The organism is Geodermatophilus sp. DF01-2, assembly GCF_004571065.1.
GTDB lineage: Bacteria > Actinomycetota > Actinomycetes > Mycobacteriales > Geodermatophilaceae > Geodermatophilus.
The window spans coordinates 1-25716 of record NZ_SPQN01000006.1 but is presented as its reverse complement, the minus strand read 5'-3'; the positions used below and the strand labels follow the sequence as shown (position 1 = coordinate 25716).

General features: G+C 74.9%; 25 protein-coding genes and 1 pseudogene. 13 read left to right on the top strand and 13 right to left on the bottom strand.

The genetic code is table 11. The features are described 5' to 3' along the window. Window positions 1-110 precede the first annotated feature (110 nt). Together fabG and E4P41_RS03420 are read right to left on the bottom strand one after the other, a co-directional pair. Window positions 111-878, bottom strand: coding sequence for a 3-oxoacyl-ACP reductase FabG (gene fabG, locus E4P41_RS03425; protein WP_135139476.1), 768 nt, complete (start codon window positions 876-878; stop codon window positions 111-113). A gap of 127 nt (window positions 879-1005) precedes the next feature. Next, a complete protein-coding gene (locus tag E4P41_RS03420; protein WP_135139475.1) occupies window positions 1006-2217 on the bottom strand; it encodes an acetyl-CoA C-acetyltransferase in 1212 nt (403 codons plus the stop codon). Between the two features lie 122 nt (window positions 2218-2339). On the opposite strand from E4P41_RS03420, the gene E4P41_RS03415 reads away from it, so the two are divergent. Next, window positions 2340-3494 (top strand): MFS transporter, encoded by a 1155-nt coding sequence (locus E4P41_RS03415; RefSeq protein WP_167760904.1) that lies wholly within the window; start codon window positions 2340-2342, stop codon window positions 3492-3494. 156 nt (window positions 3495-3650) lie between these two features. Here the strand turns inward: E4P41_RS03415 and E4P41_RS03410 are convergent, their stop codons facing one another. The 6 genes from E4P41_RS03410 to E4P41_RS22985 all read right to left on the bottom strand — a co-directional run bounded on the left by E4P41_RS03410 (window position 3651) and on the right by E4P41_RS22985 (window position 9394). Then, entirely contained in the window at window positions 3651-4901 is a 1251-nt protein-coding gene (locus E4P41_RS03410; protein ID WP_135139474.1) for an ABC transporter substrate-binding protein, read from the bottom strand. Continuing rightward, window positions 4898-6136, bottom strand: a complete 1239-nt coding sequence (locus tag E4P41_RS03405) for a branched-chain amino acid ABC transporter permease (RefSeq protein ID WP_135139473.1) — start codon at window positions 6134-6136, stop codon at window positions 4898-4900. The genes E4P41_RS03410 and E4P41_RS03405 overlap by 4 nt, the downstream gene beginning before the upstream one ends. Next, window positions 6129-7019: a branched-chain amino acid ABC transporter permease gene (locus E4P41_RS03400; protein ID WP_135139472.1), complete on the bottom strand. Its 891-nt coding sequence runs from the start codon at window positions 7017-7019 to the stop codon at window positions 6129-6131. Before E4P41_RS03400 ends, E4P41_RS03405 begins: the two co-directional genes overlap by 8 nt. After that, window positions 7016-7939, bottom strand: a complete 924-nt coding sequence (locus tag E4P41_RS03395) for an ABC transporter ATP-binding protein (RefSeq protein WP_135139471.1) — start codon at window positions 7937-7939, stop codon at window positions 7016-7018. Before E4P41_RS03395 ends, E4P41_RS03400 begins: the two co-directional genes overlap by 4 nt. Next, window positions 7936-8724, bottom strand: a complete 789-nt coding sequence (locus E4P41_RS03390) for an ABC transporter ATP-binding protein (protein ID WP_135139470.1) — start codon at window positions 8722-8724, stop codon at window positions 7936-7938. Before E4P41_RS03390 ends, E4P41_RS03395 begins: the two co-directional genes overlap by 4 nt. A gap of 307 nt (window positions 8725-9031) precedes the next feature. After that, complete coding sequence (locus E4P41_RS22985) at window positions 9032-9394, bottom strand: STAS domain-containing protein (RefSeq protein ID WP_245177078.1); 363 nt, start codon at window positions 9392-9394, stop codon at window positions 9032-9034. Between the two features lie 208 nt (window positions 9395-9602). Here E4P41_RS22985 and E4P41_RS21900 point away from each other — a divergent pair, with 208 nt between their 5' ends. Beyond that, window positions 9603-9893 (top strand): hypothetical protein, encoded by a 291-nt coding sequence (locus tag E4P41_RS21900; RefSeq protein ID WP_167760903.1) that lies wholly within the window; start codon window positions 9603-9605, stop codon window positions 9891-9893. A 130-nt stretch (window positions 9894-10023) separates the two neighbouring features. Here E4P41_RS21900 and E4P41_RS03380 read toward each other — a convergent pair whose 3' ends face one another. Continuing rightward, complete coding sequence (locus E4P41_RS03380; protein ID WP_245177077.1) at window positions 10024-12201, bottom strand: hypothetical protein; 2178 nt, start codon at window positions 12199-12201, stop codon at window positions 10024-10026. A 58-nt stretch (window positions 12202-12259) separates the two neighbouring features. On the opposite strand from E4P41_RS03380, the gene ppk2 reads away from it, so the two are divergent. The 3 genes and pseudogenes from ppk2 to E4P41_RS03365 all read left to right on the top strand — a co-directional run. Beyond that, window positions 12260-13192, top strand: coding sequence for a polyphosphate kinase 2 (gene ppk2, locus E4P41_RS03375; RefSeq protein ID WP_135139467.1), 933 nt, complete (start codon window positions 12260-12262; stop codon window positions 13190-13192). A gap of 50 nt (window positions 13193-13242) precedes the next feature. Then, window positions 13243-14766 carry an aldehyde dehydrogenase family protein gene (locus E4P41_RS03370; protein ID WP_135139466.1) on the top strand — a complete coding sequence of 508 codons (1524 nt, stop codon included), beginning with the start codon at window positions 13243-13245 and terminating at the stop codon, window positions 14764-14766. A 48-nt stretch (window positions 14767-14814) separates the two neighbouring features. Further along, window positions 14815-14973 (top strand): annotated as a pseudogene (locus E4P41_RS03365) (GMC oxidoreductase); the annotation flags it as partial. Between the two features lie 77 nt (window positions 14974-15050). On the opposite strand, the gene E4P41_RS03360 reads toward E4P41_RS03365, so the two are convergent. Beyond that, the gene (locus E4P41_RS03360; RefSeq protein ID WP_135139465.1) at window positions 15051-16019 is read right to left on the bottom strand and encodes a DUF5937 family protein; all 969 of its coding nucleotides are present in this window, start codon (window positions 16017-16019) and stop codon (window positions 15051-15053) included. Window positions 16020-16076: 57 nt separating this feature from the next. On the opposite strand from E4P41_RS03360, the gene E4P41_RS03355 reads away from it, so the two are divergent. Continuing rightward, a complete protein-coding gene (locus tag E4P41_RS03355) occupies window positions 16077-17255 on the top strand; it encodes an MFS transporter (RefSeq protein WP_135139464.1) in 1179 nt (392 codons plus the stop codon). A gap of 62 nt (window positions 17256-17317) precedes the next feature. Here the strand turns inward: E4P41_RS03355 and E4P41_RS03350 are convergent, their stop codons facing one another. Continuing rightward, window positions 17318-17650: a hypothetical protein gene (locus E4P41_RS03350; protein WP_245177075.1), complete on the bottom strand. Its 333-nt coding sequence runs from the start codon at window positions 17648-17650 to the stop codon at window positions 17318-17320. Between the two features lie 395 nt (window positions 17651-18045). Here E4P41_RS03350 and E4P41_RS03345 point away from each other — a divergent pair, with 395 nt between their 5' ends. Further along, on the top strand, window positions 18046-19650 hold the full coding sequence (locus E4P41_RS03345) for a DEAD/DEAH box helicase (protein ID WP_209307518.1): 1605 nt from the start codon (window positions 18046-18048) through the stop codon (window positions 19648-19650). A gap of 94 nt (window positions 19651-19744) precedes the next feature. Further along, complete coding sequence (locus E4P41_RS03340; RefSeq protein WP_135139463.1) at window positions 19745-20245, top strand: hypothetical protein; 501 nt, start codon at window positions 19745-19747, stop codon at window positions 20243-20245. 33 nt (window positions 20246-20278) lie between these two features. Here E4P41_RS03340 and E4P41_RS03335 read toward each other — a convergent pair whose 3' ends face one another. Continuing rightward, window positions 20279-20809, bottom strand: a complete 531-nt coding sequence (locus E4P41_RS03335) for a helix-turn-helix domain-containing protein (protein ID WP_135139462.1) — start codon at window positions 20807-20809, stop codon at window positions 20279-20281. Window positions 20810-20871: 62 nt separating this feature from the next. Here E4P41_RS03335 and E4P41_RS03330 point away from each other — a divergent pair, with 62 nt between their 5' ends. From E4P41_RS03330 to E4P41_RS03315, 4 genes are all read left to right on the top strand, one after another. Then, window positions 20872-21210, top strand: coding sequence for a hypothetical protein (locus tag E4P41_RS03330; RefSeq protein WP_209307517.1), 339 nt, complete (start codon window positions 20872-20874; stop codon window positions 21208-21210). Between the two features lies 1 nt (window position 21211). Continuing rightward, window positions 21212-22138 (top strand): alpha/beta fold hydrolase, encoded by a 927-nt coding sequence (locus E4P41_RS03325; protein WP_135139460.1) that lies wholly within the window; start codon window positions 21212-21214, stop codon window positions 22136-22138. 125 nt (window positions 22139-22263) lie between these two features. Continuing rightward, a complete protein-coding gene (locus tag E4P41_RS03320; protein WP_135139459.1) occupies window positions 22264-22746 on the top strand; it encodes a plastocyanin/azurin family copper-binding protein in 483 nt (160 codons plus the stop codon). After that, window positions 22743-23165, top strand: coding sequence for a hypothetical protein (locus E4P41_RS03315; RefSeq protein ID WP_135139458.1), 423 nt, complete (start codon window positions 22743-22745; stop codon window positions 23163-23165). Before E4P41_RS03320 ends, E4P41_RS03315 begins: the two co-directional genes overlap by 4 nt. A 175-nt stretch (window positions 23166-23340) precedes the next feature. On the opposite strand, the gene E4P41_RS03310 is transcribed toward E4P41_RS03315, so the two are convergent. Continuing rightward, window positions 23341-24018, bottom strand: coding sequence for an alpha/beta hydrolase (locus tag E4P41_RS03310; protein WP_135139457.1), 678 nt, complete (start codon window positions 24016-24018; stop codon window positions 23341-23343). Between the two features lie 119 nt (window positions 24019-24137). Here E4P41_RS03310 and E4P41_RS03305 point away from each other — a divergent pair, with 119 nt between their 5' ends. After that, window positions 24138-25562, top strand: a complete 1425-nt coding sequence (locus E4P41_RS03305; protein ID WP_135139456.1) for an NAD(P)/FAD-dependent oxidoreductase — start codon at window positions 24138-24140, stop codon at window positions 25560-25562. Window positions 25563-25716: the final 154 nt, after the last annotated feature.

Sequence of the window (25716 nt, the reverse complement as noted above, 5' to 3'; positions counted from 1 at the left end):
CTCCAGGGCCCGACCCTCGCCGCTCGGGGCCCCGTCCAGGGCGTCCCCGAGCCTGCGAAGGGGCCCAGGACGGGGTCCTTTCACGAAGGGCGCGGGGAGGGGGTCCTTCCTCAGTTGCGGGGGCCGCCGGCGACGTAGACGACCTGTCCGGAGACGAAGCCGGCGCCCTCGCTGACGAGGAAGGACACCGTGTGGGCGATGTCCTCCGGCCGGCCGGCCCGCTGCACCGGGATCGCCGCGGCCCGCTTGGCCACGTAGGACTCCCACTCCTCGCCGATCCGGGCGGCGGTCGCCTTCGTCATGTCGGTGGCGATGAAGCCCGGGGCGATCGCGTTGGCGGTCACGCCGAACTTGCCCAGCTCGACGGCGAGGGTCTTGGTGAAGCCCTGCAGCCCGGCCTTGGCGGTGGCGTAGTTCGCCTGGCCGCGGTTGCCCAGCGCCGAGGTGCTCGACAGGTTGACCACCCGGCCCCAGCCGGCCTCGACCATGTGCTCCTGCACCGCGCGGGCCATGAGGAACGAGCCGCGCAGGTGCACGTGCATGACCATGTCCCAGTCGGCGTCGGTCATCTTGAACAGCAGGTTGTCACGGGTGACGCCGGCGTTGTTGACGAGCACCACCGGCGGGCCCAGCTCGGCGACGACGCGGTCGACGGCGGCCTGCACCTGATCGGCGTCACCGACGTCGGCGCCGACGGCCAGGCCCCGGCCGCCGGCGCCCTCGATGGCCTGCACGGTGCCGCGGGCGTCGTCCTCGTCGAGGTCGACGACCGCCACGGCGAAGCCGTCCTCGGCCAGCCGCCGGGCGGTGGCGGCGCCGATACCGCGGGCCGCGCCGGTGACGATCGCGACACGCTGCTGGTCGGTGGGGCCGGACATGTGGGAGCTCCTGTACTCGAAGTGGAAGGGTTGGTCCCCTGCGGTGCCCCGTCCCGAGGCTCACCCCGAGCGTGCGAGGGGTGAGGAGGACGGGGTCCTTCTACGGTGGGGGCAGGGGGTCTGAGTTTCAGACCCGCTCGAACAGGGCGGCCAGACCCTGACCGCCGCCGATGCACATCGTCTCCAGGCCGTACCGCGCGTCCCGGCGCACCATCTCGCGGGTGAGCGTGGCCAGGATGCGACCGCCCGTGGCGCCCACGGGGTGGCCGAGGGAGATGCCGGAGCCGTTGACGTTCATCCGGTCGAAGTCGCCGGGCGTGAAGCCCCACTCGCGGGTCACCGCGAGCACCTGGCTGGCGAACGCCTCGTTGAGCTCGATGAGGTCGACGTCCTTCAGCGCCACCCCGGCCAGGTCGAGCGCCTTGGCCGTGGCCGGCACCGGGCCGATGCCCATCGTCTTGGGCGGGACGCCGCCGACCCCCCAGGACACCAGCCGCGCCAGCGGCCGCAGGCCCAGCTCGTCGGCCTTCTCCGGCGAGGTCACCACGCAGACCGCGGCGCCGTCGTTCTGCCCGCTGGCGTTGCCGGCGGTGACGGTGGCCTCCGGGTCGTCCCTGCCGAGGATCGGCCGCAGCTTCGCCAGGGTCTCCACGGTCGAGTCGGGGCGGATGTGCTCGTCGCGGTCGACGACGGTGTCGCCCTTCCGGCCCTTCACGGTCACCGGCACGACCTCGTCGGCGAACCGGCCCTCCTCGGTGGCGGCGGCGGCGCGCTGGTGGCTGCGGACGGCGTACTCGTCCTGCTCCTCGCGGGACACCCTGTACTCCCGCCGCAGGTTCTCCGCGGTCTCCAGCATGCCGCCGGACACCGGGTGGTTCTGGCCGCCGGCGGTCACCCGGCCGCGGGCCAGGCCGTCCTGGAGCAGCACGCCCGGACCGGCCTTGACGCCCCACCGCATCGCGGTCGAGTAGAAGGGCGCGTTGCTCATCGACTCCGCGCCGCCGGCCAGGACGACGTCCGAGGCGCCGGACTGCACCTGCATCGCCGCGTAGACCACCGCCTGCAGCCCCGAGCCGCAGCGCCGGTCGACCTGCAGGCCGGAGGCGGTCACCGGCAGGCCGGCGTCGAGGGCGGCGACGCGGCCGAGCGCCGGGGCGTCCATCGTCGGGTAGCAGTGGCCGAGCAGCACGTCGTCCACCGACTCGGGCGGCAGCCCGGTGCGCTCCATGACGGCGCGGACGACCGTCGCGGCGAGCTCCTGCACCGGGACGTCGCGGAGCGAGCCGCCGAAGCCGCCCACCGGGGTCCGCAAGGGCTCGCAGATGACCGCATTGCGCACGGGGTCCTCCTCGTCAGTCCACGTCGACACCCGAGAGTCTGCCCCTGACCGCGCAGCCCCGCCGCAGCGCCCCCTCCGCACGTTCCGGGCGGGGAGTGCCGGACCGTCCGTAGGGTGCCCCGGTGGCCTGGAAGCGAGCGGTGTTCACGTTGTTCGCGGTCGCGGCCGGCACGAACGTCCCGATCCCCCTCCTGCTCGTCTACCAGGAGCGGCTCGACCTGTCGCCGGAGGTGCTGACCGCGCTGTTCGGCTGCTACGCCGCCGGCCTCGTGCCCGCGCTCTTCCTCGCCGGTCCGCTGTCGGACCGGCTGGGCCGCCGCCGCGTCGCGATCCCCGGGGTGGCCCTCGCCGGGCTGGCGTCGCTGGCCTTCGCGGCGGCGGGGGGCTCGCTGGCGCTGCTGTTCGCGGCCCGGTTCCTGCAGGGAGTGGTCAGCGGGATCGTGTTCAGCGTCGCGAGCGCCTGGGTCGGCGAGCTGTCCGCGGCCTCCGGAGAAGGTGCGGGCGGACGGCGGGCGGCGTTCGCCATGACGGCGGGCTTCTCCCTCGGGCCGCTGACCAGTGGACTGCTCGGGCAGTTCGCGCCGGCGCCGACGGTCCTGCCCTACCTCCTCCACACGGTGCTGGTGGCGGCCGGGCTGGTCCTGGCGGTGCGCCTGCCGGAGACGGTCGTCCTGCACCCCGGCGGGCGGCGCGCCACCGACAGCCCGGCGGCCCCACTGCTGCCGCCGGGGAACCTGGTCCTGGCCGCGACCGTGCTCGCCCCGGTCGCGGTCTGCGTCTACGCCTTCCCGTCCTCGGTGATCTCGGCCGTGCCGCTCCTGGGTGAGCTGCCGGCCGGCGGGGTCGCGGTCACCGGCGTGCTCGCCGGGATCACGCTCGGCGCGGGAACGCTGGTGGCCGGGTTGCAGCGCCGGCTGGGGCCGTGGACGGCGGTCACCGGCGCGGGCCTGGGCTCGGCCGGCTTCGCCGCGGCGGCGGTCTTCGTCGCCACCGACGCGTGGCCGTGGCTGCTCGTCGCGGCGCCGCTGCTCGGCTCCGGCGGCGGCCTGTGCCTGGCGGCCGGGTTGACCGTCACCGGCCGGCTGGCCGCGCCCACCCGGCGGGGTGAGCTGACGTCGGCGTTCCTGGCCTGCGCCTACCTGGGTTTCGCCGCCCCGTTCCTCATGGCCACGGCGGCCCGGTCGGCGCCGCCCTCGGTGCCCCTGGGGGTCGCCGCGGTGCTCGTCGGGCTCCTCGCCGTCCGGTTGGTTCCGGTCGCCCGCCGCGGCCGGTTGTGACACTGCGGTCCCACCGGACCGCACCGCGGGCCCCCCGGGGCTCACTCGGGAGGACACGACAACGGCGCCCCTCCCGCAGGGGAGGGGCGCCGCCGATCCGGCTCCTTCAGGGGCCCACCCCGAGCTTGCGAGGGGTGGGGGCAGGGAGGTCCTCTCTCAGTCGGCCTCGGAGGCGAGGTCGGAGGCGAGCTCTCCCTCGAAGGGCTCGGCCGCGATGGTCAGACCACCGGGCACGTCCGCGGGTCGGGCGATGTAGCTCTGGAGGCTGGGCGACTGGCCCTCCTCGAAGCCACCGATGGGCACGATCAGCCCGCCGGTGTCGACGTTCTCGAGCTCGTTGAACGCCGCGAGCACGCCCTCACGGGTGAGGTCGCCGTTCTCGCAGGCGGTGTCGAGCACCTGCTTCATGACCTCGCCCATCCCGTAGCCGAAGACCGCCCCGAGGCTGGGCGTGGCGCCGGGGAACTCGGCCTGGTACTGCTCGAGCAGCTCGGGGAACTGGTCCCACGGCGCGATCGGCCCCGCGACGTACAGGTCCTCCTTGAGCTTCTCGGCCGCCGGGCCCTCCAGCAGGCCCGGCGCGAAGACCGGGTTGCTCCCGAGGATGGGCACGTCCAGGCCCTGGGCCTGTGCGGCCACGGCCACCGAGGCGGTCTGGCCCGGGGCCACGGTGAGCACGATCGCGTTGACCCCGGCCGCGGCGAACTGGCTGACGATCGCGCTCATGTCCTGCTCCTGCGGCGTGATCTGCGCCTCGATGAGCTCCAGGCCGCGCGCCTCGGCGACCGCCTGGCTGCCTTCCAACCCGTTCGCGCCGTACTCGCCCTCGAAGTAGATGTGCCCGACGGTGTCGCCCTCGGCCAGCAACCCCTGGTCGAAGAGGTAGTCGTAGCCGTTGGCGATCTCCACGTCGTAGGTGGCGCCCAGCACGCCGGTGCCCGGGATGAGCGTCAGCGTCTCCGACCAGGCGGACGGGAAGTTGACGATGTTGTCGGCCTCGTACTCGGGAGCCAGCGCGGTGTTGATCGGCGACCCGATGGTCTGCTGCATGGCCAGGACGCTGTCCTGCATCGCGCTGTAGAGCTGCACGCCGTTCTGCGGCACGTAGCCGGTGTCCTGGACGTTCAGGTTGACGTCGTAGGTGTCGCAGACCTGGTTGTCCTGCCAGAACAGCCGGTTGCCGTTGGTGATGTCGTTGCCGAGCGCGGCGAAGACGCCGGTCAGGTCGGTGAGGACGCCGAGGTTGATGGTCTCCCCCTCGACCCCGACGTCGGTGGCCACGTCGCCGGCCGCCGCTCCGCCGCCGCCACCGCCCCCGGCGTCCTCGGCCCGGGTGCTGCAGCCGGTGGCCACCACTGTGATCGCGGCCACGGCTGTGGCCGCGCGGAGTGCTCTACGACGGGTCATGACGGGTTGCTCCCTTGTGCTGGTCGGTCCGACAGGTTGGTGCTCTGTCCAGAGGTGCTGGACTGGTCGATGGGTGGACGGGTGACCTTGCCGCCGGGCCGTGCCCGTCCCCGGCGGAAGCGGTGGGCGAGCCCGGCCAGACCGGCGGGCTCGAAGAGGATGACGAGGATGATGGCCAGTCCGTAGAGGTAGCGGGCCGCCTCGCCGGCGGCCAGGCCACCGCCGCCGACGCCGGTCACCAGCGGGAGCGCGTCGGCGTAGAGCTGGAACACCAGCGGCAGCGCGGTGACGAACAGTGCGCCGAGCGCCGCGCCGCCGACCGAGCCCAGCCCGCCGATCACGATCATCGCCAGGTACTGGATGGAGACGAGCAGGCCGAAGGACTCCGGCGCCACGCTGCCGATCGACAGGGCGTACATCACCCCCGACAGCCCCGCGTACATCGAGCTGATCAGGAACGCACGCGCCTTGTAGGCCTGGACGTTGACCCCCATGACCGAGGCCGCCACCTCGCTGTCCCGCAGCGTCTGCAGCGCCCGCCCCGGGCGGCTGCGCAGGATGTTGCGGGCCACGACGTAGGCACCGAGGGCGAGGACCAGCCCCAGGTACCAGAGCCGCTCGGCCTCGCGGAAGGGGACGCCGAGGACGAAGAGCTGGGGGTCGGTGCTGCCGAAGCTGAAGCCGAACAGCTCGAACGGCGGTGCCGCCCGGCCGTTGAAGCCGCCGGTCACCGACGTCCAGCTGTTGAGCACGTGCTGGCCGATGAAGACCAGGCCGAGCGAGGCGACGCCGAGGTAGATGCCACCCAGCCGCGCGGCGATCGGGCTGAACAGCAGGCCGGCGAGGCCGGCGAGCAGCACACCCACCACCATGCCGACGATGGGCGGCAGGCCCAGTCCGGACACCTGGAAGTCCCCCAGGCCGCCGGACTCTCCGGACACGTAGACGTAGCTGATGGCCCCCACGGCCAGGAAGAAAGCGTGCGCCAGAGAGAGCTGACCGGTGGTGCCGACCAGCAGGTTCAGCCCGATGGCGCCGACGATCGCACCGAACACCGCGAACCCGGTGCGCAGCCAGAACTCGTCGAAGTAGAGCGGGAAGACGAGCAGGAACACCAGCAGGGCGGCCACGAGGAGCGGCTTGACCAGCGAGCGAGGGCTCCGCCGGGGGCCGGCGGGACGGTCGGTCCGGGCCGGGCTGGCTCCCGGCCGCGCGGGGGCGGTGAGTTCAGACACGGGTCAGCTCCCTCGTGCCGAAGAGCCCCGAGGGGCGCACCAGCAGGATGACGAGCATGACGATGTAGGGGACGACGGTGCCGAACCCGCGGCCGAGGAAGAGCATCTCGTCCTGGTAGCCGGTGGCCAGCGTCTCGGCGATCCCGATGAGCAGCCCGCCGACCAGCGCCCCACCCGTGGAGTCCAGCCCGCCGAGGATCGCCGCCGGGAACGCGGCCAGCGCCACGGCGTACACGGTCGGGCTGACCCCGGGTGTGGGCGAGCCGACGAGGAACAGCGCCGCGACCGCGGCGAGCACGCCGGCGACCACCCAGGCCAGCGCGGAGACCTGCCCCTGCTTGATCCCCATCAGCGCCGCGGTCTCGCCGTCCTCGGCCGAGGCGCGCATCGCCACGCCCCAGTTCGAGTACTTGAAGGCCAGGAAGAACAGACCGATGAGGACGGCGGCGACCACCATGGCGACGCCACGGTTGAGGCTGATGCCGACGCCGGCGAACCGGATCGACTCCCCCGCCCACGGATGCGGCACGTTGAGGATGTCGGAGCCGAGCCGCCGGACGAGCTCGGTCAGGATGATGATGTCGACGCCGATGGTGACGATCGCCAGGCTGATCACCGGGGCGCCGCGGAGCCGGTTGATGACCAGGCGCTCGACGAGCACCGCAGCCACCGCGGTCACCGCGACCCCGACCAGTACCGCACCCAGGAAGCCCAGGGCGTCCGAGGTCACGGCGATGACGTACGCGCCCAGCAGCAGCAGCGAGCCGTGGGCGAAGTTGACGACCTCGCTGGCCTTGAAGATGACCACGAAGCCCAGGGCGATCAGTGCGTAGATGGTGCCGAGCGAGATGCCGTTGACGAGCAGGGAGAGGAACTGGGTCACGAGGGCGTCCCGGGCGTGTCGGAGGGATGGGTGGCGGTGGCTCCGGAGCGGGAGCGCGGCGTGGGCTCCCGCGGGGACCCCTGGTGGGCGGCATAGGCCTCGGACGGGGTGTCGTCCTCGCCGGAGCCGAGGTAGGCGCGGATGACCTCGGGGTCGGCCTGCACCTCGGCGGGTGTGCCGTCGGCGATCCGGCGGCCGAAGTCGAGGACGGTGACCCGGTCGGCGAGGGACATGACCATCCCCATGTCGTGCTCGACGAGGACGATCGAGATGCCGAGGGCCGAGCGGATCTCGCGGATCGCCTCCGCCATGCGGGTGGTCTCCTCGGCGTTCATCCCGGCCACGGGCTCGTCGAGCAGCAGCAGCCGCGGCTCGGTGCACAGGGCCCGGGCCACCTCCACCCGCTTCTGGTCGCCGTAGGACAGCACGCCGACCGGCGTGTGCAGCTTGTCGCCGAGCTCGAGGAACTCCGCGATCTCGGCGACCCGCTCCCCGTGCCGCCGGCCCTCCCGGGTGGCGCGGGGCAGCCGCAGCCCGGCGGCGAGGAAGCCGGCCTTGGTCAGGTGGTGGCGGCCGAGCATGAGGTTCTCGGCCACGCTCTGCGTCGCGGACAGCGCGATGTTCTGGAAGGCCCGGGCCACCCCGACCCCGGCGATCTTGTACGGCCGCATCTGGTCGAGTCGGACGTCGCCGAACCGGACCTCGCCCTCGGCGGCCTGGTAGACGCCGGAGAGGACGTTGAACATCGTCGACTTGCCGGCGCCGTTGGGGCCGATGATGGCGTGGACGGAGCCGGGCGCGACGGTGAACGAGACGCTGTCCAGCGCCGTGATGGCACCGAAGCGGACAGTGACGTCGCGGACCTCCAAGGGCGGGACGTCGCTGCGCAGCTGCGGCACCTCGGCAGCGTGCGCGCTCATGCCGTCCACCGCGAGAGGGTCTTGCGAGGTGCCGCGGTCGTGCGCTCCTGCGGCGCCTCGCTCTCGTGGCCGAGGTAGAGCCGCTGCACCTCGTCGGTCCGGGCGAGCTCGCGGGCGTCCCCGGACAGCGACACCTCACCGACGTCGAGCACGTAGGCGAGGTCGGCGACGCCCAGGGCCATCGTGGCGTTCTGCTCGACCAGCAGCACCGAGGTGCCCTGCCGGTTGATCTCGGCGATCACCTCACCGATCTGTCCGATGATCCGGGGGGCCAGGCCCAGGGACGGCTCGTCGAGCAGCAGCAGCTTGGGGCTCGCCATGAGCGCCCGGCCGATGGCCAGCATCTGCTGCTCGCCGCCGGAGAGCAGCCCACCCCGCTGCGAGGTGCGCTCCTTGAGCACGGGGAACAGGTCGTAGACCCGCTCCTGCGCCGCTGCCTTGGCGCTCTTGTCCTTGCTGGCCATGCCCCCGGCCCGGAGGTTCTCCTCCACGGTGAGCCGGCCGAAGATGCGGCGGCCCTCGGGCACCTGCACCACGCCGAGCCGCACGATCTTGCCGGGGTCGCGACCGACCAGGTCGGCGCCGTCGAGCCGCACGCTCCCGGCGTCGACCCTGCCCCGGTGCAGCGACAGCGTCCCGGAGATCGTGCGCAGCAGCGTGGACTTGCCCGCGCCGTTGCTGCCGAGGACGGCGACGACCTTGCCGTCCGGCACGTCCATGGAGACGCCGCGGACGGCCTCGACGGCGCCGCCGTAGGCGACCCGCAGCGCGTCGATGCTCAGCATGCGGCCCGCTCCAGGTCTGTTCCCGGCGGGTCGGGCGGCGTCTGTGGACCGCCTCGCCGCACGGCGTCACGGTGTGATCTCTGGCACATGGCCGGACACTGTAAAGGGACGACGTGCCGGGTTTGCCAGAGGCGACATCGATCGTGACCTGCAGGTGATCTATCGACGATCGTCGCGGGGCCGGTGCTGTCCGAATCGCCCCCGCGATGTTCGTTCACCACATGGAACGGACCGGCCGAGTGTGGGGCAGCACGTAGCGGCCGCCGTCGGGCGGGTGCTCGCGGGGCGAGATGGCCGCCCCGGTGGGTCAGGCGGCGCCGGCCCCGGACCGGACCCGCTCGACGGCCAGCAGGTCGTAGAGCCCGGTGATCTGCAGCGGCCGGACGACCGCCCGGGTGGAGGCGCGGACCCGCAGCCGGACGCCGTCCTCCGCCGCCCGGCGGTGGGCACCGGCCAGCACGCACAGCCCGGCCGAGTCGAGGAAGGTCACGCCGTCGAGGTCGACGGTCAGGCAGGAGGCGCCGCCGGCGAGCGCCGAGTCGACGACGGCCCGCAGCGAGGGGGCGGTGGAGGAGTCGACCTCACCGGCGACGGTGACCAGAACGCTGGTGGCCGACCCGGTCACGTCGATCGACACGAGATCCGCAGGCGTCTCGGGGAGAGCGGTCACGGTGCGCCTCTCTGCTGGAAGCGAACCCGTACGGACGGCCACGGGAGCAGCGGTGGCACACCACGGAGTCCGGCATCTGGTGCCGCGGCTGGCTGTTGAACCGCTGTCCGCGACCGTAGGGACCTCGGTCCCCGGAAGCAAGGGCCTGTTGGGAGGGAGCGGGTGCACCCGCTCGGCGCCCCGCACGGGGGCGGGGATACTGGAGGGCGTGTCCAAGCGGCTGGCGGTGTGGGGCGGGCTCTGGCTGGCCGGGTCGGTCGCGGCCTTCCTGCTGTTCGACCCCGTCCTCGCCGCCTTCGTCGCCATCTGCGGCCTCTGCCTCTGGGTGGTCGCGCTGCTGTCCAGCAACTGGGAGCAGCACTCGTCCTTCGAGGAGCGCGAGCTCGCCCGGGCCCGCCGGCGCGCCGCGCACCGGGAGCGGACCAAGGAGGCGCGCGCCCGCGACCGCGCCCGCTGGGAGGCCCACCAGCAACGCAAGGCCGGTCGCTCCGCCGGCTAGGGATCCGGCCGACGCCGGCGACCGTCGTCGGCCGACGGCCATGCGGGGAGCGCGATGGCGGTTCATCGCCGGCAGTGAGCGCTCCGGGGACCGGCTACCGGACGGAGGCATGGCCGGCCTACGGGCCGACCTACGGGCCGACGGCGTCCTCGGCGGCCAGCGCGGCGGTCCGGTCGGGGGCGGCGAACGCCTCGGCCAGCGCCTGGCGCAGCGGCCACGCCCCCGCCCGCCAGGCCAGCGCCCGCCCGAGCGCTGCCGGGGTGCCGTCGACGTGGTCCAGCTCGTCCCCCGGCCACCACGGCACCGCCCGGCCACCGGCCCGCAGCGGCTCGTGGACGGCGATCTCCCCGGTCAGCTCCGCGACGCCGAGCCGGGCCGCGGCCAGCCCCGCCCCCGGGACGTCGGCCCAGCGGATCCGCCGGGCCGGCCAGCTCTCGACCCGTGCCCGCACCACCTCGCCGGCCAGCGGCAGGTCGAGCAGGTCGGCCACCGGCCCCGGGGTCCCGCCGGCCGGCACGAGCGGCCGATCGACCAGTGGCTGCAACCACGGCACGTCGAGGACGACGGCCTCTCCGGCGGGCACCACGCGGTCCGGCGCCACCCGCACCCGGTCCGGCGGCTCGGCGTCCACCCCGTCCAGTGCCGCGGCCAGCCGGGCGTGGACGGTGCGCAGCACGGCCGGGGCGACCGTGCGGCGGGGGTCGCCGAGCCGGTCGAGCAGGTCCAGGGCGCCGTCCACGTCGGCCAGCACGTCGTCGACCGTGGCCGGCGGGCGCAGCAGGTCGAGCAGAGCGGCATCGACGTCCGCCGGTTCGTACAGTCCCTGTAACTCCGTTGCGTCCGGGTGCCGCAGCCGGTCGGGACGCCGGCCGCCGAGCACGGGGTGGGTGCCCAGCCACCAGCGCAGATGGCCGGGCACCGCGACGCCGCCGAGGGCGACGTCGGCCCAGGCCTCCGCCGGCAGCGCGGCCAGCAGCGGGAGGGCGCCGGGCCAGTCGGCGACCAGGTCGAGGTCCCGGACGGCGGTCAGCGGCGGCCAGGACGGCGCCGGCGCGTCCGGGGGCAGCCGGTCGAGGACGGCGTCGGCCCAGTCCTCCGCACCGTCGACGTCGAGGTCGTCGGGGTCCTCGGCCCGGACCAGCGCGAAGCCGTCGAGCACGCCGACCGCCCGCAGGGCGTCGGGGTCGGCGGCCACCGCGGCGTCCAGCGTGCCGAGGCCGCCCTCGACCAGGACGCCGGCGAAGGCCGACCCGGGCAGCACCAGCTCGCCGGCGGGCGCCCAGCCACCGTCGGCGTCGGGCAGGGCCAGCTCGGCCAGCCAGGGCAGCTCCCCGGGGGTGGGCCCGGCGGCCGCGACGAGCGCCAGGACGGCGTCGGCGAAGGCGGCCGGATCGCGGTCGGCGTCCCAGCCGTCCTCCAACGCATCGACCGAGGTCTCCACCGCGGCCCGCACCTCCGGGTCGGCGAGCACGGCCGCGGCGGTCGCCGGCCGGGCGCCCAGCCGTTCGAGCAGCCGCCGGGCGGGCGCCGGCGCGACGGCCGCCGGATCAGCCAGCCGGAGCCCGAGCGGGCCCAGCCGCGAGACCGGCAGCCCCTCGTCGGGCAGCAGCACCCCGGCCGGGCCGTGCGCGGTGCGGCCGTCGGCCAGCGGCACCGGCAGCCCGGCCAGCTCCTCGCGCTCGGCACCGTCGAGGGCCGCGTAGAGCCGCGCCCACCACGCCGGCGGGCGGGCCACACCGCGGACGGCCTCCACCACCTCGGCCGTGCCGACCCGGCGCACCCCGAGGGCAGGCCACGGCAGCCGCAGCACCGGCACCGCGCCGCCGCGACGGGCCACCTCGTCGGTCAGCGCCGGGACGCCGGCCACGGTGGCGCGGGTCCGGTCGGCGCTGAAGACCACCCCGCCGGTGGTGGAGCGCAGCTCCGGCTCGTCGCTCGCCGCGAGGACGGCGGCGAACCCCACCCCGAAGCGGCCGACCGACCCCGGCTGGTCGCGCTTGGCCGAGGCGCGCAGCGAGGCCAGGCCCTGCACCCCGGCGGCGTCCAGCGGGGCGCCGGTGTTGGCCGCCCGCAGCACCTCTCCCCCGGCGCCGTCGTCGGCGAGCTCGAGCCGCAGCCGTCCCGGCACCTCCGCGCGGGCGGCGGCGTCGGCCGCGTTCTGCGCCAGCTCGACCAGCAGCCGATCGCGGTAGCCGCCGCGGACGAGGTCCTCCTCGGCATTGGCGTCCTCCCGGAACCGGGCCGGGGAGTCGGCCCAGGCGGCGAGCACCCGCCGCCGCAGCTCGGCGGTGTCGAAGGGGTCGGACACGCCGGTCAGCATCGCAGCGGCGCGTGCAGCGGGCGCGGCCGCGGGTACCGGGGGGACCGTGAGCGAGATCGACGTCTCGAAGTACCGGTTGCAGGCCCTCCCCGACGACGCGTCCGACGAGGACTGGGACGACGACGGCGAGCTCTTCGGACCCGACGGGCGACGGATCGAGACCTGGCGGGAGGGCTATCCGTACGAGGAGCGGCTGCCGCGCAAGGACTACGAGCGGGAGAAGCGCCGGCTGCAGATCCAGCTGCTGCAGCTGCAGAGATGGGTCAAGGACACCGGGCAGCAGGTCGTGATCCTCTTCGAGGGCCGCGACGCCGCCGGCAAGGGCGGGACCATCAAGCGCTTCACCGAGCACCTCAACCCGCGGGGCACCAAGGTGGTCGCGCTGGACAAGCCGTCGGAGCGCGAGCAGACCCAGTGGTACTTCCAGCGCTACGTGCAGCACCTGCCGGCCGCCGGGGAGATCGTGCTGTTCGACCGGTCCTGGTACAACCGCGCCGGCGTGGAGCAGGTGATGGGCTACTGCACCGACGAGCAGTACCAGCGGTTCATGCGCCAGGCGCCGGAGTTCGAGCGGATGCTGGTCGACAGCGGCATCCGGCTGGTGAAGTTCTGGTTCTCCGTCTCCCGGCGCGAGCAGCGCACCCGCTTCATCGTCCGGCGGATCGACCCGGTGCGGCAGTGGAAGCTCTCGCCCACCGACCTGGCCTCGCTGGACCGGTGGGACGACTACACCGCGGCCAAGGAGGCCGTGTTCGCCGCCACCGACACCGACTCCGCCCCGTGGACGGTGATCAAGAGCAACGACAAGAAGCGCGCCCGGCTGGAGGCGCTGCGCTTCGTCCTCTGCACGATGCCCTACGACGGCAAGGACGAGGCGGTCGTCGGGCGGCCGGATCCGAACATCGTCGTGGCCGCCGCCGACGTCCTGGAGTCCGACCGTGAGGCGCTCGAGCGCGAGGACCTGGTGCCGGCGCGCTGACCCCGACCGTCCCCGGTGGGTCCGCCTACCGGCGAGTAACCTGCGTTCCCATGCCTCTCGCCGAGCAGATGGACGGCGCCCCGGCCGAGTTCCGGGACGGCGCCGCCGAGACCTTCGAGTCGACCGACCCCGCCTCGGGTGCGGTCGTCGGGGTGTTCCCCGTGCAGGACGCCGACGCCGTCCGTGCCGTGGTCGAGCGGGCCCGCACCGCCGCCACCACCTGGGCCGGCCTCGGCTTCGACGGCCGCCGGCAGCGACTGGCCGCCTACCGCGGCTACCTGGCCCGCCGGATGCACGAGCTGGCCGACCTGGTGCACCGGGAGAACGGCAAGCCGCACGCCGACGCGATCCTCGAGATCACCCTGGCCGTCGACCACCTGGCCTGGGCCGGCGCGCACGCACGGAAGGTGCTCGGCCCGCGGCGGGTCAGCCCCGGCCTGCTGGCGGCCAATCACGCGGCCTGGCTGGAGTACCAGCCGCTCGGCGTGGTCGGCGTCATCGGCCCGTGGAACTACCCGGTCTTCACCCCGATGGGCTCGATCGCCTACGCGCTGGCCGCCGGCAACGCCGTCGTCGTCAAGCCCTCCGAGCACACCCCGGCCGTCGGGACGTGGCTGGCCGACGCCTGGCGGGCCGCCGTCCCGGACGCCGCCGACGCCTTCTGCGTCGTCACCGGCCTGGGCGAGACCGGCGCGGCGCTGTGCCGCGCCGGCGTCGGCAAGCTCGCCTTCACCGGCTCGGCGTCGACCGGCCGCACGGTCATGGCCGCCTGCGCCGAGACCCTCACGCCGGTCCTCATGGAGCTCGGCGGCAAGGACGCGATGATCGTCGACGACGACGCCGACGTGGCCGCCGCCGCGGATGCCGCGGTGTGGGGCGCGATGAGCAACGCCGGGCAGACCTGCATCGGCATCGAGCGGGTCTACGCCACCGAGCGGGTGTACGACGCCTTCGTCGCCGAGGTGACCGAGAAGGTGCGCGCGTTGCGGCCGGGGTCGGACGACGGGGCCGCCTACGGCCCGATGACGATGGCGTCGCAGACCGACGTCGTCCGCCGGCACCTGGACGACGCGGTCGCCGCGGGCGGCCGGGTGGCGGCCGGCGGCACGGTGGAGGGGCGCATGGTCGCGCCGACCGTGCTGCTCGACGTCCCGGAGACCTCCGCCGCCGTGTGCGAGGAGACCTTCGGCCCGACGCTGACCATCACGAAGGTGCGCGACGCCGAGGAGGCCCTCGAGCGCGCCAACGCCAACCCCCACGGCCTGGCCGGTGCGGTGTTCTCCCGGTCGAAGGCCCGCGCGATGGACCTCGCCCGCCGGATGCGGAGCGGCATGACCTCGGTGAACTCGGTGCTCACCTTCGCCTCGGTGCCGGCGCTGCCCTTCGGCGGCGTGGGCGAGAGCGGCTTCGGCCGGATCCACGGCGAGGACGGGCTGCGCGAGTTCACGCGCGCCAAGGCCATCACTCGCCAGCGGGTGCCGCTGCCGGTGAACCTGATGAGCTTCGGCCGGCCGGCGGCGGCCGCGGACGCGCTGGCTCGGATCATGGGGTTGGTGCACGGGCGGCACCGGTGAGGGACGACTTCGACATCGTCGTCGTCGGCGCCGGCTCGGCCGGCTGCGCGCTGGCACGGCCTCGACGGGCTGCGGGTGGTCGACGCCTCGGTGATGCCGACGCTGGTCCGCGGCAACACCAACGCCCCGACGATCATGATCGCCGAGCGGGCGGCCGACCTGATCGCCGGCCGCACCGTCGACCCCGCCCTCACCGGCACCACCTGAGCAGCACGCTCCGTCGCTGAGTGCCCCTGCACTCAGCGACGGAGCGTGCCCAGGCCTCCCTGCTGGTCCGGCAGTGATCAGCCGGGGGCCTGAGCAGCCGCGGCCTCGACCAGCTCCTGCCCCGTGTCGCTCCACCAGTAGAGGACCTCGCGTCCCGAGCGGCGCCGCTCGACGAGCCCGGCGTCGAGCAGCACCCGCAGGTGCCCGCCGACGCTGCCCACGGGGACCCCGAGCTCGGCGCTGAGCGCGCTCGTGCTGCCGGGCGTCCGCAGCCGGGTGAGGACGCGGGCGCGGGAGCGGCCGAGCAGCCGGGCCAGCGGCTCGGGCAGCGGCGCGGGCGCGGTCGCGAAGACCCCGACGACCGGGTAGACCACCGCGTACCGGTCGGGCAGGTGCCAGGAGACCGAGCTGCCCCGGCTGTGCGCGGCGATGAGCATGAGGTCCCGGCCGCGGATGTCCCGCGGCGGGTACGGCTGCGGGTTGACCTGCAGGCGGCCGTTCTCCAGCCAGCGGACGCCGGGGCCGATGCCGTCGAGCACCCCGGACCAGCCCTCGGTGCTCAGCCGCGCGGTGCGCGACACCACGTCCGCGCGCAGGACCCTGCGCCGGCGTTCCCACTCCGGGGCGATGCCGGTCCGCCACGTCCAGCGCAGCAGCTCCGCGGCCCGGTGCGCCAGCCCGCTCGCCCCGAGGACGGCGGGCAGCGGGCCCGAGACGTATTCCAGGTCGGCCCGGATCCGGTCGTCGGGCAGGGACTCGAGGTGCTCCAGCTCCTCGTCGAGGGTGAGATCGGGCGTGCGGGGCGGGACGGTGAGGAAGTCCGCCATCCACGTCCGCGAGAACGCCGCGCGCACCAGCGCCGCGGTGACCTCGTCGTCGGCCAGCCGGGCGCGTAGCTGCGGGAGGTGGGCGGTGCGCCAGTCGCGGTGCCACGGCTGCACCTGGGGGTGCAGCAGGATCGACAGGCCGGCGAGGGTCTCCGCCCACGGCGAGGTGCCGAAGCGGGTGCGCGCCAGCACGTCGGCGTCCACGATCAGCTCACCCACCTTTCGACCGTAGCCGAAAGTGTGGGTGCGCCCGGCAGCGCGGCCGAGCCTGACGAGGTGACGACCTACCGGCAGCTGTTCACCGACCGCGAGTTCCGGGCCCTGTGGACCAGCAGCGCGCTGTCCGTCGCCGCCTCCACCACGGCCAGCCTGGCGCTGGCGGTCGTGGTGCACGAGCGGACGGGGTCCGCGCTGCTCAGTGCCCTGGCCATGTTCGGCCCGTCGGTGATCCAGGTCCTCGGCGCCACGACCCTGATGTCCGCGGCCGACGCCAGCCCGCCGCGCCGGGCCCTCACCGCCGTCGGGGTCCTGTCGACCGCCGTCCTCGTGCTGCAGGCCGCCCTCCCGCTCGGCACGGCGGGGCGGCTGGCGCTGCTCCTGGGCGGCGCCTACGTCCTCTCCGTCGGCGGCGGCGTGCGCTGGGGACTGCTCAGCGAGGTGGTGCCGGCCGAGCGGTTCCCCCTCGCCCGCTCGGCGATGAACGTGGCGGTCGGGGCGTTCCAGATCGTCGGCTTCGCCACCGGCGGGCTGCTGCTGGGCCTGCTGACCACCGGCCAGGTGTTCGCGGTCGCCGCGCTGCTGTCGGCCGTCGCGGTGCCGGTCCTGCGCTCCGGCGTCCGGGAGCGCGCGCCGCGGCGGACGGCGCGGCCGGGCATCCGGGAGACCGCGCGGGGCAACCGGCTGATCCTCGCCGGGCGCGACACCCGCGTGCTGCTGCTGGCGCTGTGCCTGCCCAACGGGTTGATCGTGGGATGCGAGGCGCTGTTCGTCCCCTACGTCGGGGACGCCGCGGGATGGCTGCTGGCCGCGGCCGCCGCGGGGATGCTGACCGGTGACCTGGTGGTCGGGCGGTTTCTCACCGCGGCCGGACGGCAGCGGGCGAGCACGCCCCTGCGGTTCCTGCTGGCCGCGCCCTTCGCGCCTTTCGTCCTGCAGCCCGGCCTGCCGGTCGCCGTCCTCCTCGTCGCCGTCGCGTGCGTCGGCTACGCCGCCTCGCTGGCGCAACTGGAGTGGCTGCTGGCGCTCAGTCCGGCGCCGTTGCGCGGCCAGGTGCTGGGCGCGGAGTCGTCGACGCGCATGACCTGCCAGGGGCTGGGTGCCGTGCTGGCCGGGGCCCTCGCCGACCTCTCGTCACCGGCCGTGACCATCGGCTTCCTGGCGCTCTGCTCACTGCTGGCCTCGGCCGCGCTCACCCGTCCCCTGGCACGGGCCGCGGCCGCCGCAGCCCGCGCGTGAGCGGCCCCCCTGCGGGGTCCCGCCGCGAGCCTGCGAGTGGCGGGGGGCAGGGGGGTCCTTCTTCAGCCGTGGGCCTGTGCGGCCGCGGCCTCGTCGCGGTCGGTCGGCAGCGTCGTCCCCACCACGGCCGGCGGACGGCGCAGGATGAGGATCGACATCGCCGGCGCCGCGATGCACAGCGCCCCGGCGAGGAACCAGGCCAGGTCGTAGGAGCCGGTCACGTCGCGGATGACGTCGCCGCCGAAGGCCGCGAACGCCGAGCCGACCTGGTGCGAGGCGAAGACCCAGCCGAAGACCACCGGCGCCCGCGCGTCGAAGAACTCGCGGCACAGCGCCAGCGTCGGTGGCACCGTGGCCACCCGATCCAGTCCGTAGAGGACGATGAACACGACCATGCTGACGTGCAGGTCGGCGCGGCGGTGCTGGTCACGGCGGACAGCATGGCCGACGGGGCGGAGGGCGGGACAGTGGCCGGAGGGCCGGCGCCCGCAGGCGTCCGGTCACGAGGCCCTCACCGCCGGGAGTGGTGTGACCGGGGACTCCCCCGTGTCCCGGCACAGCCGGGCCCCGCGTCTGGTTGAGTGGAGAGACCGGCGTTGCCCTGCTGCCCATCCGGGGCGTGGGACTCGACTGTGACGCCGGGCCCGCCCACCCAGGCAGCGCCATCCCGGCGCGCCCGGCTGTCCGACGTCCCGAAGAGGACCCCGTCCCCCTCACGCCTCGCAAGCGCAGGCGGAGAGCCTCTGGACGGGGCCGGACGCCCGACGGCGAACCGAGCCCGAGGAACACCATGACTCCGCACGACCCGTCCACCCCTGCCCGCGAGGGCACCCGCCGACGCCGCGGCGGCCGCGGCCGGGGCACCCGCCCCGCGACCGGCCGGCAGCAGAGCGATCAGCAGCCCCGCACGACGGCTCCGGAGCCGGCACCGACCCCCGTCGTCCCGGCCGGCGCACCGGCCATGTCGTCCGCCCACCCCACCACCCCGGCGAAGCTACCGACCGACACCACCTTCGCCGACCTCGGCGTGCCGGCGCCGCTGGTCGAGGTGCTCGCCGCCGGCGGCATCACCGCCCCGTTCCCCATCCAGGTGGCGACGCTGCCCGACACCCTCGCCGGGCGCGACGTCCTCGGCCGGGGGCGCACCGGCTCGGGCAAGACGCTGGCCTTCAGCCTCCCGCTGGCCGCCCGGCTGGCCGCCTCCGACAGCCGCCGGCAGCCGAAGCGTCCGCGGGCGCTGGTCCTGGTCCCGACCCGCGAGCTGGCCAACCAGGTGCTCGCCGTCGTCGACCCGCTCGCCCGGGCGCTCGGCATGCGGGCCACCACCGTCTTCGGCGGCGTCGGCCAGAACCCGCAGGTGCAGGCGCTCGCCGCCGGCATCGACGTGCTCATCGCCTGTCCCGGCCGGCTCGAGGACCTCATCGGCCAGGGCCACTGCGACCTGTCCGCGGTCGAGATCACCGTCCTGGACGAGGCCGACCACATGGCCGACCTCGGCTTCCTGCCCGGCGTCAAGCGGCTGATGGACCGGACGCCCAGGACCGGCCAGCGGCTGCTGTTCTCGGCGACCCTCGACAACGGGGTCGACGTCCTGGTGAAGCGCTACCTGAGCAACCCCACCACGCACTCGGTCGACCCGGCCGTCGCGCCGGTGTCGACCATGACCCACCACGTGTTCCGGGTCGAGGTCGCCGACAAGCCCACCGTCGTCCGCGAGCTCGCCTCCGGACTGGGCCGCAGCGTGCTGTTCACCCGCACCAAGCACCAGGCCAAGAAACTGGCCAAGCAGCTCACCGCGGCCGGCGTCCCCGCCGTCGACCTGCACGGCAACCTCAGCCAGAACGCCCGCGAGCGCAACCTCGAGGCGTTCAGCAACGGCACCACGCGGGTGCTGGTGGCCACCGACATCGCCGCCCGCGGCATCCACGTCGACGACGTTGCGCTCGTCGTGCACGTCGACCCGCCGGCCGAGCACAAGGCCTACCTGCACCGCTCCGGGCGCACCGCCCGGGCCGGCGCCGGTGGCACCGTGGTCACCGTCTCGACCCCGGACCAGGCCGGCGAGGTGCGCACCCTCGCCCGGCAGGCCGGCATCACCCCGACCGTGAGCGCCGTCCGGCCCGGCGCGGCGGAGATCACCGCGCTGACCGGCCCGACCGCGCCGTACGTCGAGCCGGCCCCCGCCCCCGAGCCCCAGCCGCAGGGCCAGGGCGGCGGGCGGCGCCGCCGTTCCGGGAGCGCGTCGGCTGCCGCGTCCAGCCGGGGGACGACGGCCTCCGAGCGGGGCCAGGGCCGGGCATCCGGTCCGGCGCGCACGCGGGCCGAGCTCGCCGCCCGCGCCGGGACGCACTCGGCGGCGTCGTTCAGCGGCCGCTCCCGCCGCGGGGGCCGCTGACCGGCAACGAGGGTTGACGCCCCGGGTGGTGGGCACAGGACTGCCGCCGAGGGTCAGTCCGGGCCCTCACCGTCGGCGGTCAGCGAGGAGCACCATGCGTCTGCCCATCACCCTGTCCGAGATCGGCCCCCGGATCTCGGCCGGTGCGTTCATCCTCAACAGCGGCCTGGGCAAGCGCGGCGCGGACGAGGGCACCGCGGCCGGCCTGCACGGCTTCGCCTCGGGCACCTACCCATTCCTGAAGGACGTCGACCCGCAGCAGTTCGCCAGGGCGCTGGCCTACGGGGAGATTGCCGTCGGCACCGCGCTGCTGACGCCCTTCGTGCCCACCGCGGTCGCCGGCGCGGCGCTGACGGCGTTCTCCGGCGGGCTGCTCGGGCTGTACCTGAACACCCCGGGCATGCGGAAGCCGGGCAGCCTGGCCCCGACCCAGGAGGGGCTGACCGTGGCCAAGGACGTCTGGCTGCTCGGCATCGGCGTCGGGCTGCTCACCCGCGGCACCGTCGACCGGGAGCCGCGCCGGGTCCGCAAGGCGGCCAAGACCCTGGCCAGGGCCAACCGGACGGCGGTGCGGGCGGCACGCCGCGCCGGGTGACCCGGCTGGTGGCCGGGCACGTGTTCGCGGCCGTCATCCCGGCAGGAACACCTGGCTGACGATCCGCCGTCGGCGGACGCCGTCGGGCTCGAGCGCCGCGCGTGCGGTCAGGACGGCGCGGAGCTCGGCCACCAGCCCGGTGAACTCCTCGTCGCTGAGCCACAGGGCCACCTGCCGGTAGCCGACCCCGTCGGAGGCCGGGTCGAGCGTGGGGCTCCCGGCGGTGTCGGCGTACCGGTCGAACTCGGCCAGCAACGCGGCGACGAACGTGGCGAACGCCCGCCGGTGCTCGTCGACCGACATGGCCGCGGCGTCCGCGGCACCGACCGAGGCGGCCTCGGTCACCAGCCGGTAGCTGCGCTCGGCAGCTCCGCGCACCCTCCGCTCTCCCACCACGGCCAGGACACCGGCCTCGGCCAGCACGCCGACGTGCCGGTACAGCGTCGCCGACGGGATGTCGGGCAGCTCGGCGCGGAGGTCGGCCGTCGTCAGCGTGCGGTCGCCCAGGAAGGTCTGGACGATCCGCAGTCGCACCGGGTGCAGCAGCAGGTCCGCCGTCGCCATGGCTCACCATTCTCATGATTGACATCGTTCTCAGTCTCGGTAATGATCGAACCATGGCGACCGTGACCACGACACCCCGGACCCTGACCGTCTCCCTCTCCCGCGGCGAGCGGGTCCTCGGCCTGCTGCGCGACCTGGAGGTGCCGCGGTCGGCCGTCCGGTCGGTGGAGGTCCTCCCCGACGGGCTGGCGGCCACCCGCGGCCTGCGCGCTCCGGGTCTCGCGCTGCCCGGTCGGCGCAAGATCGGCACCTGGCGCGGACGGGGCGAGAAGACGCTGGTGTCGGTGCGGCGCGGCCGGCCGGCCGTGCGGGTGCGCCTGACCGGGCAGCGCTTCGACACCCTGCTGCTCGGGGTCGACGACCCGGCCGGCGTGGCCGGCGCCCTCGCCCCGGCACGCTGAGGTGCGCGAACTGCTCCTGCGGGTGCCTGGCGAGCCGGCGCTCGCCGGCACGCTGACCCTCCCCGACCGTCCTGGGCCGGTGCCCGCGGTGCTCCTGGCCGCCGGGTCCGGCCCGCTCGACCGCGATTCGAACCACCGCCGCATGCGCTTCGACGTCACGCGCGCCCTGGCGCACGCCCTGGCCGAGGACGGGCTCGCCTCGCTGCGCTACGACAAGCGCGGCGTCGGCGACAGTCCCGGCGACTGGCGGGCCGCCGGCCTGCACGACAACGTCGACGACCTCGCCCGGGCGCGGGAGACGCTGGCCGCCCGGCCCGAGGTCGACCCCGGCCGGGTCCTGCTGGCCGGGCACAGCGAGGGCGCTCTCCTGGCCGCGGCGCTGGCCGGCCGGCGGGGCGCCCCGGTGGCCGGCGTCGTCCTGCTGGCGATGGGCGCGACGCCCGGGGCGGAGCTGCTCCGCTGGCAGGCGCGGCAGATCGCGCCCACGCTGCCGGCGCCGGTCCGCGGGCTGCTCCGCCTGCTGCGCACCGACCTGGAGAGAAAGGTCGCGGCCAACCACCGCAGGATCGCGGCGACCACGACCGACGTCGCGCGGATGGGTGGCGTCCGGGTCAACGCCCGCTGGACCCGCGAGTTCCTCGTCCACGACCCGCGGGTGGACCTCGCCCGGCTGGCCGTCCCGGTCCTCGCCGTCACCGGTGACAAGGACCTCCAGGTGCCACCCGACGACCTCGCCGTCCTGGCCGCGGCCGTCGCCGGACCGGTCGAGGTCCACCGCGTACCCGACCTGACGCACACGTTGCGCCGGCAGCCGCGCGCGGCCTCGCTGCGGCACTACCGGGGCGAGCTGCGCCGTCCGGTCGACCCGGAGGTGCTCGCGACCATCGTGGCCTGGTGCCGGCGCGTGGGAGACCCCGCCCCATCCTGAGCGCGGTCCGGCGACGAACACCCCGTACTGGGGGGTGCCCCCAGGTGCTTCGAAGTTGCAGCATCGCCATCCATGGGGGTCCCGCCGTCGGGCTGGTCCGCCGCCCGCATCCAGGAGGTTCCCGCGTGTCCCACCCCTCTGGTCCCACCCGCCGCGCCACGGCGGTCGCACTGGCGCTCGGCGCCCTCCTGCTCGCCGGGTGCTCCGCGGACGACGACGCCGCCGACATCCCCGACGCCGCACCCGCCGTCACCGCCGAGACGAGCACGTCGGCGGCGGCTCCGGCCTCGCCGGGGTCGAGCTCGCCCGCGGAAGGCGAGAGCGAGAGCGAGACGATCACCGCCACCGAGGGCGAGATGTACATCGAGCTCTCCGAGGACTCCTTCTCCCCCGGCGAGTACACGATCGAGGTCGTCAACGAGGGCAGCGCCACCCACGACCTGGTGGTCGAGCGGGACGGCGCGGACGTCGCCCGGACCGAGACGATCGCGCCGGGTGGGACGGCGACGCTGACGGTCACCCTCGAGGAGGGCGACTACGTCTTCTACTGCTCCGTCGGCAACCACCGCGCGATGGGCATGGAGGTCCCCGTGACGGTGACCGGATGAGCGCCGGCACCGCGGCACCGCGGCAGCGGTCGGGCACCGTGGTCGGCGTCCTTCGGCTGCTCGGCGCCGTCCTGCTGGCCGTCATCGCCGGCATCCACGGCTACCTGTGGCAGCAGGGCTACAGCGGCATCGACGTCATCGGTCCGGCGTTCCTCGTGCAGACCGCGCTCGGCGTCGGCGGGGCCCTGCTGCTGCTGGTCGCCCCGCCGCGGCTGGTGCCCTGGGCGGCTGCGCTGGGCGCGGCGTTCGCGGCCGGGTCGCTGGCCGCGCTGGTGCTGTCGACGACGGTGGGCCTCTTCGGCTTCGTCGAGACCACCGCGGCCACGCTGTGGTGGGAGTCCTTCTGGGTCGAGGTCGCCGCGGTCGTCGTTCTCACCGCGCTGGCCGTGCTCGCCGGCCGCCGGCGGGCCGGCCGCTGACCCCGGGCGGCGGACGGCGGGCCCCCCGACCGCCGTCCACCTCCCGGTCCCCTCGGTGCCCGTCGGCGACGGCCGCGTCGAGGGCGGCCGCGGGCGGGTCGGAGACCGGCCCGCGCACGGAGGTCCGCGCCTCGGAGGCGCCGACCGACCCCGGCGACCCTGCCCGTCGCCGGGGTCAGGCGCCCGGTCGGCACCGCTTCGACCCGATGCCGCCTGCGGCCTGCCGCAGCAGCACCGCGGCGACCTCCGCCGGGTGGCTCATCGGGGTCAGGTGCGCGGCCCCCGACAGCTCGACCAGCCGACCGTCGGGTGCGGCAGCCGCCACGGCGGCGGCCCAGTCGTGCGGGCACAGCCGGTCGCGGGTGCCGCGGACGACGGTCACCGGCACCCCGACCCCGCGCAGCCGGACGTCGATCCGGTCCGGCGAGGTGGCGCGCCACAGCTGCCGCATGGCGCGCGGCCCGGTGCGCAGCCACTGCGGCAGCACCAGCAGCGCCTGCGGCCACCGCTCGCACGCCGCCGTCGGCACCCACCGCCGGACCAGCGCCGCGACCGAGCGCAGGCGGGGGTCGGTGGTCGGCCCGAGCAGCACCAGCCCGGCGACCCGCGGGTCGCCGGCCGCGGCGGCGGCGACCTGGCAGCTCTGCGAGTGACCGACGATCAGCACCGGGCCGGGGCCGAGCCCGGCGCACAGCCGGGCGGCGAGCTCCTCGAGGTCGGGCACCGGGCCGCGCACCCCCATCCCGGGCAGGGGGACGACGTCCGCCGGCACCTGGCCCCGGAGCCGCGCCGACGACCGGGCGTCGAGCCCGAGGCCGGGGACGAGGACCACCCGGCGCGCGGGATCAGGCACCGGACCGGTCTACCCGGTCCGCGTGAGGCGCCGGGCGGCGGGTAGGGGACTCGACTGTGGCCTGGATCGCCTCCGGGCGTGCACGGCCCCGAGACACCGAGGTGGGAGACTGATTCATCATGACGACATCACCTGTGACCGACCCCGTCGGCATCTCCTCGTCCGGTCGGCCCAGGGTCGTCATCGTCGGCTCCGGCTTCGGCGGCCTGTTCGCCGCGCAGGCGCTGCGCCACGCCCCCGTCGACGTCACGCTGGTGGCCAAGACCGGCCAGCACCTGTTCCAGCCGCTGCTGTACCAGGTGGCCACCGGCATCCTCAGCGAGGGGGAGATCGCCCCGCCCACCCGCGAGGTCCTGCGGCGCAACCGGAACACCCGGGTCGTGCTCGGCGAGGTCACCGACATCGACCTGGCCGCCCGTACGGTCACCTCGACCATCCTGGGCCGGACCACGGTGCACCCCTACGACGAGCTGATCGTGGCCGCGGGCGCCGGGCAGTCCTACTTCGGCAACGACCGCTTCGCCGAGTTCGCGCCCGGCATGAAGAGCATCGACGACGCCCTGGAGCTGCGCGGCCGCATCTTCGGCGCGTTCGAGCTGGCGGAGCTGGCCACCGACCCGGCCGAGATCGACCGGCTGCTCACCTTCGTCGTCGTCGGCGCCGGCCCCACGGGAGTGGAGATGGCCGGGCAGATCGCCGAGCTGGCTCACCGCACGCTGCGCCGCGACTTCCGCACCATCGACCCGACCCAGGCCCGGGTGGTCCTGCTCGACGCCGCACCGGCGGTTCTGCCCTCGTTCGGCGAGAAGCTCGGCGACCGCGCCCGCCGCCAGCTGAACGAGATCGGTGTCGAGGTGCAGCTGGGCGCGATGGTGACCGACGTCGACGCCGACGGCCTGGAGGTCAAGGACGCCGACGGGCAGATCCGCCGGCTCCAGGCGGCCACCAAGATCTGGGCCGCCGGCGTGCAGGCCAGCCCCCTGGGCCGGCTGCTGGGCGAGCAGTCCGGCGCCGAGGTCGACCGCGCCGGCCGCGTCTCGGTGCTGCCCGACCTCACGCTGCCCGGTCACCCCGAGGTGCACGTGGTCGGCGACATGATCAGCCTGGACCGGCTGCCGGGCGTGGCCCAGGTGGCCATCCAGGGCGGCCGCTACGCCGCCGAGGCGATCGAGCGCCGGACCGCGGGCAAGGCGCCGCAGGGCCCGTTCCGCTACCGCGACAAGGGCTCGATGGCGACGATCTCCCGGTTCTCCGCGGTCGCCGACATCGGGAAGCTGAAGTTCGAGGGCTTCACCGCCTGGGTGCTCTGGCTGGTGGTGCACCTGATGTACATCGTCGGGTTCAAGAGCCGGGTCACCACGGTGCTGCACTGGCTGGTCAGCTTCCTCGGCCGCGGCCGCGCCGAGCGGGTGGCCACCGTGCAGCAGGTCTACGGGCGGCTCGCGCTGGAGAAGCTCGGCCCGGAGTTCGCGGTCTCCAAGACCGGCGGGCCCAAGGAGGAGGCGGCCCCGGCAACGGACGTCACCGAGCGCAAGAGCGCCTGAGCTCGGCGACGATCAGCTCAGTCTTCTTGTCCCTATCGGTGACGCCTGGCAGGCGTGAAAATGTGGCCGGGTCGCCCGCCGACGTCGGTCTCCCGCCTGGGACACGATCCCGTAGCTCAGTCTGACGCTGGGGCCTGGACCTGAAGGGTCGCGC